Annotated in this window: 14 protein-coding genes; 12 read left to right on the top strand and 2 right to left on the bottom strand. The window is 60.1% G+C overall.

Going from position 1 to position 12,565, the window contains the following annotated elements:
* Positions 1 to 66: 66 nt before the first annotated feature.
* From SO156_RS00315 to SO156_RS00295, 5 genes are all read left to right on the top strand, one after another.
* Positions 67 to 339, top strand: coding sequence for an ATP-binding protein (locus SO156_RS00315; protein ID WP_498533464.1), 273 nt, complete (start codon positions 67 to 69; stop codon positions 337 to 339).
* Positions 340 to 413: 74 nt separating this feature from the next.
* Positions 414 to 1,427, top strand: coding sequence for a VOC family protein (locus SO156_RS00310; protein ID WP_498533463.1), 1,014 nt, complete (start codon positions 414 to 416; stop codon positions 1,425 to 1,427).
* A gap of 34 nt (positions 1,428 to 1,461) precedes the next feature.
* Positions 1,462 to 1,881 carry a putative quinol monooxygenase gene (locus SO156_RS00305; RefSeq protein WP_498533462.1) on the top strand — a complete coding sequence of 140 codons (420 nt, stop codon included), beginning with the start codon at positions 1,462 to 1,464 and terminating at the stop codon, positions 1,879 to 1,881.
* A gap of 307 nt (positions 1,882 to 2,188) precedes the next feature.
* Complete coding sequence (locus SO156_RS00300) at positions 2,189 to 2,608, top strand: tautomerase family protein (RefSeq protein ID WP_458145800.1); 420 nt, start codon at positions 2,189 to 2,191, stop codon at positions 2,606 to 2,608.
* Between the two features lie 142 nt (positions 2,609 to 2,750).
* Positions 2,751 to 2,936 (top strand): hypothetical protein, encoded by a 186-nt coding sequence (locus SO156_RS00295; protein ID WP_458145799.1) that lies wholly within the window; start codon positions 2,751 to 2,753, stop codon positions 2,934 to 2,936.
* Between the two features lie 201 nt (positions 2,937 to 3,137).
* Here the strand turns inward: SO156_RS00295 and SO156_RS00290 are convergent, their stop codons facing one another.
* Together SO156_RS00290 and SO156_RS00285 are read right to left on the bottom strand one after the other, a co-directional pair.
* A complete protein-coding gene (locus SO156_RS00290) occupies positions 3,138 to 3,374 on the bottom strand; it encodes a hypothetical protein (protein WP_498533461.1) in 237 nt (78 codons plus the stop codon).
* Between the two features lie 692 nt (positions 3,375 to 4,066).
* Positions 4,067 to 4,999, bottom strand: coding sequence for a helix-turn-helix domain-containing protein (locus SO156_RS00285; protein ID WP_498533460.1), 933 nt, complete (start codon positions 4,997 to 4,999; stop codon positions 4,067 to 4,069).
* Positions 5,000 to 5,465: 466 nt separating this feature from the next.
* Here SO156_RS00285 and SO156_RS00280 point away from each other — a divergent pair, with 466 nt between their 5' ends.
* The 7 genes from SO156_RS00280 to SO156_RS00250 all read left to right on the top strand — a co-directional run bounded on the left by SO156_RS00280 (position 5,466) and on the right by SO156_RS00250 (position 12,556).
* The gene (locus SO156_RS00280; protein WP_498533822.1) at positions 5,466 to 6,107 is read left to right on the top strand and encodes a response regulator transcription factor; all 642 of its coding nucleotides are present in this window, start codon (positions 5,466 to 5,468) and stop codon (positions 6,105 to 6,107) included.
* 60 nt (positions 6,108 to 6,167) lie between these two features.
* Positions 6,168 to 6,605, top strand: a complete 438-nt coding sequence (locus SO156_RS00275) for a response regulator transcription factor (protein WP_498533459.1) — start codon at positions 6,168 to 6,170, stop codon at positions 6,603 to 6,605.
* Positions 6,598 to 8,685 carry a PAS domain-containing sensor histidine kinase gene (locus SO156_RS00270; protein WP_498533458.1) on the top strand — a complete coding sequence of 696 codons (2,088 nt, stop codon included), beginning with the start codon at positions 6,598 to 6,600 and terminating at the stop codon, positions 8,683 to 8,685. The genes SO156_RS00275 and SO156_RS00270 overlap by 8 nt, the downstream gene beginning before the upstream one ends.
* Positions 8,686 to 8,896: 211 nt before the next feature.
* Positions 8,897 to 9,847 (top strand): helix-turn-helix transcriptional regulator, encoded by a 951-nt coding sequence (locus tag SO156_RS00265; protein WP_498533457.1) that lies wholly within the window; start codon positions 8,897 to 8,899, stop codon positions 9,845 to 9,847.
* A 52-nt stretch (positions 9,848 to 9,899) separates the two neighbouring features.
* Entirely contained in the window at positions 9,900 to 10,850 is a 951-nt protein-coding gene (locus SO156_RS00260; protein ID WP_498533456.1) for a helix-turn-helix domain-containing protein, read from the top strand.
* Positions 10,851 to 10,952: 102 nt separating this feature from the next.
* Positions 10,953 to 11,237 (top strand): hypothetical protein, encoded by a 285-nt coding sequence (locus tag SO156_RS00255; protein WP_498533455.1) that lies wholly within the window; start codon positions 10,953 to 10,955, stop codon positions 11,235 to 11,237.
* Between the two features lie 113 nt (positions 11,238 to 11,350).
* Positions 11,351 to 12,556, top strand: coding sequence for an NAD(P)/FAD-dependent oxidoreductase (locus SO156_RS00250; protein WP_498533454.1), 1,206 nt, complete (start codon positions 11,351 to 11,353; stop codon positions 12,554 to 12,556).
* Positions 12,557 to 12,565: the final 9 nt, after the last annotated feature.

The raw sequence follows: 12,565 nt of genomic DNA, 5'->3' as shown, positions 1-12,565 counted from the left end.
GGTTGAAGCAAGCGCGATATTGACCTGGCGTCAGCCCCGTCGCTTTCCCGAAAGACTCCGACGAAATTGCCTTGCGATCCAAAGCCGGTTTCCTGTGCGAGGACTCTTGGCAACGCTGTCGAAATCCGCATTCGCGACAACGGCGCCAGCATCTCTCTGAGGTGCGAGAAAGATGTTCAACCTCTTCTTCACCGCCGAGCCGACGGGAAGGAACCGGAGCTCGGTCTTTCGATGACCCATGAAATTGTTGTCAAGCAGCATGGCGGCAGGATCGACGTGGCTACCGAGCCGGGCGATTTTACCGAATTCATCATCATCCTTCTGCGCGGCAATCCGTAAGGCTCGAAGCCGGAAGGTACCGCTGTTGGACGTTCTTTGGTCCGGCTTAACAGTTGCCTTGCAGCCAATTGAAGATGCGCAACAATCTACAATTGTCGTTTCGACGTTGGATGGCGTCTTCCCTTCGCTGGCAACGCCTTTTATCGGAATTTACCCCAATTGATATGCATCGGCGCGCCGCTGCCTGTAATTGTTTTCGCCAGTCACCATCAAACGGCGGAACAGGAGATGCAGTTGTGAGAAGGACAAATCCTGGCAGCGAGCCGATAACTCACGACCGTCGCGAAGTCATTCTTGCGGCCGGAGGCGCAACACTCGCGGGAGCCGCTTCGTCGATTCTAGCCTCTGCTTCGCCAGTAGCAGCGCAGCAAAATCGCATTGATCGCGATAACGGACCTTTAGGCGCACGGCTTCAAGGAGCCCAGCACTTTGGCCTCACCGTCCAAAATATGGACCGTGCCTTCGAATTTTACACGGAGGTTCTCGGCGGAAACGAAGTTATGCGCGATGGCGACTTCCACGGCGCGCCGATCCATAACACACTAATGACCGATCAGGAGATCATTGCGCGAGAGCTTAAAGTCGATCCCCGCACGATCGGAGTGCCTGACTTGAAAGGCGGTGCGCAACGGCTGGATGTTCGCTTCGTCCAATTCGACAATTTCGTGATCGAGCTCTTGCAGTATCGCGAGGCGGTGCAGCCCATGGGAAACGGAGACAGTTGGGCGGAGCCGCGCGACCACATGAGCCCTGCCTATCCCCGCTCTATGCATATTTGCTTCTGCATTCGCGATGATGTGAATTTTGCGAAGTTTATCAGCGATCTTGAGGCCGAATGCGCCCGCCGCGGTATGGCTCAAGTGAAAGCGAACCGTGTGGTTTCTGTGGAAACGGAAGGACAGCGCAAGGCTGCGCCCATGAGCGCCAACGCCAACAGGATTACGCAAGGCAAGTCGAATGGCTGGTCGCTGATCTATTGCAAGGGGCCTGAAGGAGAGCAACTCGAGTTCGTGCAAGCGCTCGAGCCCGTGAAGCAGACATTCCAGCAGGCCCTCGAATGGCGTCGCCGAACACAGAGCGCCGGTTGAGAGTCCGGCTTTATTCTGAGGTGAGAGAATAGGCATGCTACACTTTTTCAACGTGCGTTCCCTGGGTTTCCTACTATTGGCCATTGTGATGACTTGCTCGCCATCACGTGGGCAGGACGGTCCGGGAGCAGGATACAGCCGTTTGCCCCACAATGCTTTCTCGGTTGTCGCCGAGATCCGGGCCAAACCCGGGAAGGAAAGTGAACTACGCGCTGCAACGCTGCCGCTCATCAACCTCGTTCGGAGTGATCCGAAAACTATCGCATATTTCCTGCAGGAGGACCGGGAGGCGAACGGCCACTTCATCTTCTATGAAATCTTCGCCAACGAATCAGACTTTGAGGAACACAATGCCAAGCCGTACGTGCAGGCGTGGTTCGCCAAGTTGCCGGATCTTGCCGAGGGCGGTGTTCATGCAATGAAGTTGAAACTCTTGGCCGCCCCCAAAGAGTGAACCTTCCGGCTTCGCAAACCTCCAGCGGCTCCACCGGAATTTGCCTGCTTTAACTCCTCGCTTGCAGCGTGAAGGGGTGGTGGTACTCTCTGAAACAGGACCACAGTTACCCGTCGCGACTACGGGTACGGATTGCTGTCCGCGGTTTGGGCAGGTTTCGTTTTGACGCTCGCCGGTCTCGTTGTCTTTGCCGTGACAGTGCCGCGAGCATCTCGCCTGGTTGCTGCGGAACCGGCCTAGGAGATTCGGACGAGCCGGCGACCGCCATCAGTGAGAGCAGCGCTTGACCGGAGAAGAGGAGGTTTGTGTGCCCAAGATGTTCGTTCACGCTCCCCGCGGCGCTTTCACCCCCGAGGCTCGCGCGCGAGTGGCAGCCGAACTGACAGACCTCGGAATGGCGTGCGAGCGCCTTGCGGACACATCGTCAATCCGATCGGGGGTCTGGGTAATCTTCGCCGAGCACGAGCCCACCGCCTTCTTCAGCGGTGGAGAAGTCGCATCGCATCCGATCGTAGCCCTGCTGATCAATGCAATTGAGGGCGGCCTCGACGATCCTGGCAAGAAGCGGCTGATCGAGGACGGCACAGCGATCCTTGGCAAACACGCTGCCATTGGCGAAGGAAAAATGCCTGTATACGTCGCCGTCCAGGAGATCCCCGAGATCAACTGGGGGATGTACGGGAAGCAGGTCAACCTTTCCGCGATGCGGGCCCCAGCAACTGCCTAGCAGCCTTCAATGCCTACATCTACGTCATTCGCAACTGGTTAAGCCCGGCCAGGGCGGGTTTCGTGCGCTATGCTGCCGGAAACGGCATATTGTGGCAGCGCCGCCGCTTCGGCGGCCAAGCCGACTGTCGATCAGACATTCGGTGCGAACGACCCTGATCGTGTTCTGCGCCGACTACAAGTGCAGCCACAACATCAAGCTCATGCCGACGCTGGTCGATCAATGGCCCGACGATCCGCGGCATTCCGACCTCGAGCCGGGGTTCGTGTGGGAGGCTTGCGACAAGCAGAGCCGGCAGCGCGCCGACATGATGAGCATCCGGCGTTAGTGCCTTCGTCCTCGTGTTTGGTTTGCAAAGATGAGAACCGACACGAAAGCGGCGAGCGCGAGGCCATCAACTATGAGCGTGAACGTTTCCATCGCGTGACCAAATGGTGTTGATCTCGTCGCCCGCGCTGCGCTCCTAAAGGTCGCAGCCTTGCAGGTCTCTATCAGACAATAGCCGCTGTTTACTCCTCGCGAGCGATCATCACCTAATTCCTTCGATCAGCGTCCTCCAGCCAAGCACATCGTTCCCTATCAGCAGCAAAACGCCGAGGGCGGCTAAGTGATGTGGCAATTCGCAATCGCGACGCGCGCTCATATCGCTGACAAACGACCCGACCGCGCTTTTAAGATCGTCTCGGTCGAGATAGTCCAAGGCTCGCTGCTCGCACCGCCCGACATACTTGTCGCGCGGCATATCAGTTATCAGGGAACGGTCCACTTAAATCTCTCCAGCCAATCACTGTGTCAGGCAAGCAAACGTTGAAATAAAACAGATGCGCATGTCTGCCCGATAAGCAACAAACAGACGCTTTTCAGTCCCAGTGTGGGAATTGGGATACAGGATCATCAACGGGATGCGCTCGCTACGCACGCACAGTGCGTCATAAAATATTCATTTGGAGCGATTGGCGACGTTTGCTTGGGCGACAGTAGCGTGCGAGCGTCAATTTCCGATGGTGAGCCGGACCTTTCCGTGCGGCCTGTCGAATGGTTCTTGCGCGAAAGCAAAGCGCCGCACAGCTCGGCAACGTCGGCCGCGTAGGGTCTAATTCGAGCTTCGCAGAGATTACGCTTCGGCGTACCGTCAGAGATGGACGTACTTAAACACTGTTGGATTAGCAGGTGGCGGAAGGGGTGTCTGTCAAAGCTTGCTGAAATGACGCAGCTTTTTCGTCTGCGTCGCGCGCAACAGCCGACGTCGATCCAGAGGCACGAAGCCGCCGACTAGGGATTCACGCCATGGTCGATTGCGGCACGCTCGCGATTCGTTGTCCTGCCTGTGACGGCCTGATGGAGCAAGAAGGCACCTGGCTCTTTGTCTGCGCGCCGTGCCGGCAGTCAATTCAGATGTTTGAGGTCGCGGAACATCGATATCTGCCACGCGGGTTGAGGCGGTCCAAGCGAACAGAATTACATCTCTCTGTCCGGTGCGTTTAGCGCGTCGCGACGCCAAACTCCGGGGCTAACGCCGACCGTGGCCGAGAACACTCGCGTGAAGTGGCTTTGATTGGCGAACCCGGCCGTGATCGCGATCTCGGACAGCGGCAGGTCGCGGACGTTCATCAACTGCTTGGCTGCCTCGACGCGCCGGCGAAGCAGCCATTGATGCGGCGGCAATCCGGTGGACGCTCGAAACGCGCGTGAGAAATGGCTGACCGAAAGGCCAAGCTCGGCGGCGATTTGTTGCACTGAAAGCGTTCCGCCGAGATCAGAGTCCAGCCTTTCGCAGGCGCGCTTCACCTGCCACGAGGCGAGGCCGCCGCGCGGCAATTCACTGATGCACCTCCGGCCGCCATAGGTCTGGACGACATGCGCGGTGAGCGCGAGCATCATGTGATCGACGAAAAGCTGGTTGGTCTCGTCCGGCCGGCGCAGCCCCTGCTGCAGCGACGCGCCGATGTGACGAATGACGTTGTCGTCATGGCCTATGCCGAGCTGACAATCGAGTTGATCGACGCGTGTCGCTCCGGGCTGGTCTGCGATGTTATCGAGCGCCGAACGCGGAAGGTAAAAAAACAGGGAGTGGAACGGCTTGTCGATCACATAACGCGGATCGTGCTTGAGGTCGTACAGGTACGTGGCACCTGCCCTAACATCGGCCTTCATGAGGCACTTGCCTTTTTCCCAAAGCTCACAATCCGGATAGTCATGAAGCTTCAGACTCACGAGGAAGGCATCCTCGGCTGTCAACGACCCGGAAAGGCCCGGAACTGGATTATCATTGCGGGTTTCGGTGACCGAGAGTTCGAGGCTGCGCAATGTCCGCGTAATCAGCGTGGGCGGCGTATCCTTCAGATGGAGGAATTTCCCGAAACGCTGACTGAAGGGCTGCGACTGTGCCATTTCGATTTAGTCTCATCCGTGAAGTCCGACCGAGCAGGTCATGATTTGCTTGCCGGATTCCCGCACACTATCGGAATTCGGCAAGCGACCGTACAGCTTTGCTGCTCCGAATCCATTGCTGCCACGCCAACGCTCGCGGGACGATTCCGAAGCAAATTCAAGACCTTTGTCACATCTCTTGATGAGCCACCTCTGCGAGTTCCCCCGCCGCTCACAGTTCCGTGCTCGGAACAGAATCGGACAAAGCACGGTGGATTTAGGAAAGACGCCGAAATCGTACAACCCTTATAACACCGTAGAAGCCCGGACGTCCGTGGATGGCTGCGTCAGGACGTAAGGCTCATGAGCGTTCGTGAAGAAAGCAGTCGAAAGACCGCGGGGCAGAAGCGACCAGGAGACCATGCAAATGCTTCGGACAATCGCATCCGCCCACCAGCAGACCCTGTCGCCCCTATCCCGCTTTCCGATGAGTATCGTTGCCGAGAAAACCGATCGTCCGCTTGTCCTGATCGTGGACGATGATGAGGAAATCCGCTTTTCGCTCCGGGAGCTGCTGCTGTCGGTGGGCATCGACGCTTGCTGCTTCGGCTCGACGCAGGAATTGTTGCGAGCCGACCTTCCGGACCGGCCGGGCTGTCTGATTCTCGACGTTCGCATGCCTGGAGCAAGCGGCCTGGATCTCCAGCAGCTTCTGGCCCAAAATGGCAATACGCGGCCGGTTGTCTTCCTTACCGGCCATGGCGATATCGCCATGACCGTCCAGGCGATGAAAGCGGGAGCCGTTGATTTCCTGACCAAGCCTGTCAGGGACCAGACGCTGCTCGATGCCGTCACGGCGGCGATCGACAAGGATATCTTGGAGAGAGCCGTGGCCAGCCGCCTCGAGCAGCACGCCGCCCGCTTTTCCAAATTGACACCGCGCGAGCGCGAAGTGGTGCGCGAGGTGGCAAGGGGTCGCCTCAACAAGCAGATCGCGTTCGACCTCGGCATAAGCGAAATCACCGTTAAGCTTCACCGCAGCAATGCAAGCAGAAAACTGCAAGCGACGTCAGTTGGAGATCTGATCCGCATATGGGAAACGTTGCCTGTGGAGCTTCGAGGGGAGTAGGCAACCTACACCAAAGAACAGGTACAAGCCGGCCGGCAATCGGCGGATGGTCGTCATGCCATGCCCGCGAATGACAACCGCTCGTCCGAAACGCCCTTAGTCGCCATCGTCGATGACAACGAAGCTGTGCGTGAGGCTCTCTCCGACCTGCTTCAGGTGATGGACGTGCCATCTCACACTTTTGATCGGGCGGAAGCCTTCATGGCCGAATTTGAGCCAGGCCGCTTTGATTGTCTGATCACGGACGTGAGCATGCCGGGCCGTAGCGGGCTCGAGCTTCAGGAGAGACTGCGCGAACTAGGCTCATCAATGCCCGTCATCTTCATCACCGCGGATACGAGCCCAGCCACGCAGGCACGCGCGCTGAGCGGCGGCGCTCATGCCTGTCTGACCAAGCCAGTGAATGACGACGTCCTCTTTCATATCTTGCAGAACATCCTGAACCAGGCGGGCCACTCATGGCGCGGCGATCGACGGGACCCACCGTCCGATGACTAACATTGCACGACCAGCCGCCCCGCAGAGCACATTTGCCTCGCCTCATGGCAGCGAGTTGGCCGACTTTGCATCCGAGAGCGTCATCGTCAGTGACGGAACTGGCATCATCCTGTACTGGAACGATGCCTCCGAAGCTCTCTACGGATGGCCTGCCATGGCAGTGGTGGGACGACATCTCGACGAGATCCGCTCGCCCGAGCCATCTGGCGATGATCATTTCAACACGCTGCTGCGTGAAGGCCGATGGGAGGGCGTGCTATCTCGGCGCAGTCTGAGCGGAACGGAGCTCACGGTTGCCGTGCGCCAGATCGTCAGGCGGAGCTCAAGCGGTCGTCTTGTCGATGTCGTCGAGTTCGGCCGACATCTGGGAGCTCTCTCGCGAGCTGAATACCTGCGGAAGGACGCTGAATTGCAGGGCGCGCTCGCCGCGTGCTGGGAGCTTGACGTCTCGCCGACACGGCCATTGCTCGATGCAATCGCCAACGATAGGCGTGACGGTTGCATCGTCGATTTTGACCGGAGGCCGGACTGGGTCGATAGCATACTGGCTGCTGCCAACATCGTTGCCGTGAACGATCGCGCGGTCCGCATGTTCGGGGTCCATGCCCGTTACGAGCAGATGATCGGCCAGCCCATTGGTACATTCTGGCCAGCCGAGAGCCGGGCGATTCTGGCCAGGCTGCTGGAACGCGTTGCGACCAACCAATCGCCGCTGGAAACGCGCAGAATTGTCATGAGCGGGGCTTTGCGGGACCCGATCGTCAGGGTGTGGCACGCGGCGGAGGCGAAGCCCCCCGGGACGGTATTCGTGACGCTCAGTGGCGTGGGAAACGACGAACGCACATCATGGGAGTTGCAAGCGAGTGAGGAGAGATACCAGAACCTCATTCAATACCTGCCGACCGCACTCTGGCAGGTTGATTCCCGCAGCGCTGGCGAAGCGTTCGACCAATTGAAGGCCAGCGGAGTACGCGACATTGCGGCCTATCTCGAGCAGCATCCGGAGCTGGTCGAGCATGCCAAGGACGTCGTTCGCGTGACGGACGCCAATCGGGACGCGGCGTCACTGTTTCGTGCGGCCAACCGCACCGACATGGTCAAGCCCGTCCGCTACATTTTCGCGGCCGCCCCGGGGCTCGCCGAGCGGGTCATGGTCGCCCATTTCGAGGGACGACGGAATTTCGTCGAGCAGACCAGGATTCTGGCCTTCGACGGCTCGATCATCGACGTGCTCTTCACGGTGACCTATCCAGTGCCACCCGAGCAGGTTGACAACACGTTTATAACGATGCTGGACATCAGCGAGCGTTTGAATGCGGAGCAACAACTGCGAAAATTGCAGGCGGATTTCTCGCATGCCGGCCGCATCGCAACTCTCGGAGAGTTGGCGACGTCGATCGCGCACGAAGTCAACCAGCCGCTTACGGCCATCGTGACCAACGGTGAGACGAGCCTGAGATGGCTGGCTCGTCCCGATCCAAACATCGAGAAGGTCAATCAACTCACGTCGCGAATTGTGTCCAATGCGCGTCGAGCCAGTGAGATCATTCACCGCATACGAGGCATGGCGGCCAAGCATGAGCCCGAGATACGCCTCCTGGATTTCAACGAGGCCGTTGAGGAAGCGATCCTGTTCATCCGACACGACATCGACTCCAAGTCGATCGCCCTGTCTACGGCATTCGACTTCAATCGGCCCCAGGTGATGGGCGACCGGATTCAGTTGCAGCAGGTGGTCATCAATCTGCTCGTCAACAGTGTCCAGGCAGTCGTGCAGTCGGGACAACCCGTGCGCCGAATAGATATCCAGACGCGCCTTGAGAAGGAAGAGGCCGTGGTCTTTTCCGTCCTCGACAACGGACCTGGCGTTCCCGAAGCTTATCTCGGACACATTTTCGACAGCTTCTTCAGCACCAAGGATAACGGACTCGGCATCGGTTTGGCCATCTGCCACTCGATCATCACCGCGCATGGCGGCAGCATCTCGGGTATAAATCGACCGAACGGCGGCGCGCATTTTCGCTTTACGCTTCCGTTGCCAATGTTGGCCGGTGGCAATCCGGATGGAGCGCCTCACTGATTTCGCCCGCCCTTTCAGTGGCTTTTTTGGAGGGCGACAATGCGATGCGATCGCGCCGTCCAACCCCTGCTATCCCATAGTATAGGTCGATCTATTCCCTCACTCAGCAAGACCCGACCGGTTGCACGATACCCTCGCGTGACGTTTGCCTTCATTGTCGCGAGCACTGGAGGGACGGGGTCTCCGCGCCTTCAGGAAATGAGCACACGCCATGAGCACACCAACGTCACACGATTCCTTGCAAGCTCTGCTGTCCGCGCCTGCGGCGCGCTCGGACTCTTCGCCCACCGCCGACCGGCGTGCCGCCGACGCCGAGATGGCGCGTGTGCTCCACACCACGCCATTTCGCATGGCATTGGACGCCTCCGGGGCCGGGATCGCCCACTGGAAGCATGAACCATTGCACGACGTCGTCGAACCCATGAGCCACCACGTCATCATGGCTTACAACGGCGTGACGCAGCACATGGAGCGACGGTCGGGAAGATCGGTTGCGAGTGGAACGTTTCGTCCCGGGGTCGTGATCATCATTCCGGAAGGATCAAGCTCCCGATGGGATATTCCGAAGCCCGTTGACGTCGTTCAGCTTTATCTTCCTCACGAAACGCTGAAGCGCGTTGCCGACGAAGCTGGGACCGGCACACCGACCGACCTCCTGGAACGAACGGCGCATCCCGACCCCATTACATCCCGATTGCTCCTGAGCGCTGCCGGTGTGCTCGAGGGCAATCGGGCACTGGATGCGCTGTTCAGGCATCAGCTGACAAACCTCCTGGCCACGCGCCTCCTGGCTGCGCACACCAGCTCGCCAACCACGTTCCAGTCGACCATGGGTGGGCTTTCGCGGAAAGTCCTCCTCCGCGCGATCGAACGCTTGCGCTCGGACAGCGATGCGGACGTCTCCCTCGATGCCCTGGCTTCGGATGCCGGACTGTCGCGCTTCCACTTCTGCCGCGCCTTCAAGGAGAGCACTGGACTTTCACCTCTTGCCTGGTTGCGGCAATACCGGCTCGAGCAGGCGATGAACATGCTGCGCAACACCGACGCTTCGATCGTGTCGGTGGCGGTGGAGCTTGGCTATGCCTCTCAGACGGCTTTCGCCGCGGCGTTCAGGCGATTGACCGGGGAAACGCCGAGCGATTGGCGGCGACGCGTCCGTTAGCAACAGCGCTCCTGCAGTTGATGAAGCGCCTTCAGAACGCGAGGACAGCTCCGTGAACAAGCCGATCCTGCACGATCCCTTGGAGGCTCCGCTCGTCGCATCCAGTGCGCGCCACGGCGACTCCCCCGCCGCCGAACGGCGCCGAGCCGACGTGGAGATGGCGCGCGTCCTCAAGACCGCACCGCTCCAAATGGCTTCGGATCCCTCCAACGGTGCCATCGCGCATTGGAAGCATGGGGCTCTGCATGACGTCGTCGAGCCCATGACCGACCACGTCATCATGACCTACCCCACAGGCGTTCAGCGCCTGGAGCGGCGCACCGGGAAATCGGTTGCGATTGGAACGGCGCGTTCCGGAGTCGTGACGATCATTCCGTCCGGTTCAAGCGCCAGATGGGATATTCCCGGCTTCGTCGATGTCATCCAACTCTATCTTCCGCATACGGCGCTCGAACGCATTGCGCGCGACGCCAACGCGCCCGCTCCCGGCGATCTTCTCGAACGAACGGGTCATCCCGACCCCGTCATATCCGGGTTGCTGATGAGTGCGGCAGAGGTGCTGGAGGGCAATGCGGCCCTGGATCTCCTGTTCAGGCAGCAACTGACGGATCTCCTCGCCACACGCATCCTGGCTGAGCACACCGGCGTGCGAACCACGTTCGAGCCGGTCATGGGCGGGCTGTCTCCCCATGCCCTGCGACGCGCGGTCGAACGCCTGCGCTCGGACATCGATGCTGACGTGTCGCTCGCTGCGCTCGCATCGGACGCCGGGCTCTCGCGCTTCCATTTCTGCCGCGCGTTCAAGGAAAGCACCGGGCTTTCTCCTCATGCCTGGCTGCGCCAGCAGCGACTCGATCAAGCCATGAACATGCTCCGCGATACCGATGCATCGATCGCGTCGGTGGCCACGCAGCTTGGCTATGCTTCCCAAACCGCGTTCACCGCAGCATTCAAGAAACTGACCGGCGAAACGCCGAGCGATTGGCGACGGCGCATGCGGTAGCAGCAATCGCTCTGCAGCTGCCGCAATCGCGCTGGCGCAGTTGCAGCTCAGGTCCGGTAGATGATCAGGGTCCCCCACGCTCCCAATAGACGGAGACAAACGATGACCTCGAAGACCTTCGCCAGCCTCATTGCAATCGCGCCGCGGCGGAGACTCGTCGCAACGACAATCGTGTACGGACTTTCGTTGGCAGTTCGCTTCACCTCTGCAACTGGCGAGGAGGTGGAAATTCCACCGCAATCCCTGCAGAGGACGAACCCGACGATGTCCATCGTAGCCAACGATAACACGCAGCTTCCCTACGCCAATTGGGGCGGCCCGAACGCCACCGAGCCGATCTTCTTTCGCCGCCGCTGGGCGGCATCGACGCCGAACTGCTCCCCCTAAGACATAACGATCTCGTTTCACCTCTTCGCGTCGTCGCCGGTCGCAAGGAGCCGCTCAGGGAGCGGCCGGCGGCAACGCGCGTATGTCCGAAGATCAACCAACAGGAGAAGATCATGCGACTAGTCATCATTGGCGCCGGCTTCGCCGGCATGTACGCGGCACTTTCCGCCGCACGCCTCCGCGAGATCCAGGGCGCTTCACCCGACGAACTCGAGATCGCGCTGGTTGCGCCGGAGCCGACACTGGTGGTTCGCCCACGCCTCTACGAGTCGAAGCCGGAAACCTTGACGGCGCCTCTGCTGGAGGTCCTCAAGTCCATCGACATCGTCTACGTGCAAGGCAGCGCCGAAACGGTCGACACCAAGTCCCGCATGCTGCAGGTCGCTACCGCCAAGGGCACGCGAAAGACGCTCTCCTATGACCGTCTGGTCGTGGCCACGGGCAGCCGGCTCTTCCGCCCGAATATTCCGGGCCTTGCCGAACACGGCTTCAGCGTTGACCAGCTCGACGAAGCGATCGCCCTCGACCGGCATCTGCACAGCCTGGCGGATCGGCCGGCAAGAAACGGACGCGACACCGTCATTGTTGCCGGCGGCGGCTTTACCGGCATCGAAGCGGCGACGGAGATGCCGGCACGGCTTCGTGCGATCCTCGGCAAGGATGCCAAGCCGCGCGTGATCATCGTCGAACGCAACGGTGCGATCGCTCCCGATATGGGCGCTGGCCCTCGTCCCGTCATCGAGGATGCTCTGGGCAAGCTCGGCGTAGAGACTCGGGTCGGCGCTGGCGTCACCTCGCTCGATGAAGCCGGTGTCACGCTTTCAAATGGCGAACGCATCGAAGCGGAAACAGTCGTCTGGGCGGCAGGCATCCGCGCCGCGCCATTGACCAAGCAGATCCCCGCCGAACGCGACAATCTCGGCCGGCTGCTCGTTGATCAGGATCTGCGCGTGACGTCGGTGCCTGGCGTCTTTGCCACTGGCGATGCCGCAAAGGCAGCGTGCGACGATATCGGCAACTTCGCACTGATGTCCTGCCAGCACGCCACCAGGATGGGGGCCTTTGCGGGCAACAATGCCGCCGCAGAGCTCCTGGGCGTCCCGACCAAGCCGTATCACCAGAAAGCCTACGTCACGTGCCTCGACCTCGGCGAAGCCGGCGCGCTCTTCACGCGAGGCTGGGAACGGAAAGTCGAGATCGTCGGCGAGGTTGCAAAGAAGACCAAGCACGAGATCAACACAGTGTGGATCTATCCGCCTCGGGCCGAGCGTGCCGCCGCGCTGGCGTCGGCCGATCCGGAGCACGTCACCGAAGTCTAAGGGCCTCAC

The organism is Bradyrhizobium sp. UFLA05-125 (assembly GCF_059803515.1).
The sequence above is the reverse complement of the archived record's forward strand: the minus strand, read 5'-3'. Positions and strand labels throughout refer to the sequence as shown.

Coding starts and splice junctions, on each gene's coding strand:
- SO156_RS00305 (WP_498533462.1), top strand. CDS start 1,462: ATGCTACACTTTTTCAACGTGCGTTCCCTGGGTTTCCTACTATTGGCC.
- SO156_RS00255 (WP_498533455.1), top strand. CDS start 10,953: ATGACCTCGAAGACCTTCGCCAGCCTCATTGCAATCGCGCCGCGGCGG.
- SO156_RS00280 (WP_498533822.1), top strand. CDS start 5,466: ATGAGTATCGTTGCCGAGAAAACCGATCGTCCGCTTGTCCTGATCGTG.
- SO156_RS00275 (WP_498533459.1), top strand. CDS start 6,168: ATGCCCGCGAATGACAACCGCTCGTCCGAAACGCCCTTAGTCGCCATC.
- SO156_RS00250 (WP_498533454.1), top strand. CDS start 11,351: ATGCGACTAGTCATCATTGGCGCCGGCTTCGCCGGCATGTACGCGGCA.
- SO156_RS00285 (WP_498533460.1), bottom strand. CDS start 4,999: ATGGCACAGTCGCAGCCCTTCAGTCAGCGTTTCGGGAAATTCCTCCAT.
- SO156_RS00270 (WP_498533458.1), top strand. CDS start 6,598: ATGACTAACATTGCACGACCAGCCGCCCCGCAGAGCACATTTGCCTCG.
- SO156_RS00265 (WP_498533457.1), top strand. CDS start 8,897: ATGAGCACACCAACGTCACACGATTCCTTGCAAGCTCTGCTGTCCGCG.
- SO156_RS00310 (WP_498533463.1), top strand. CDS start 414: ATGCGCAACAATCTACAATTGTCGTTTCGACGTTGGATGGCGTCTTCC.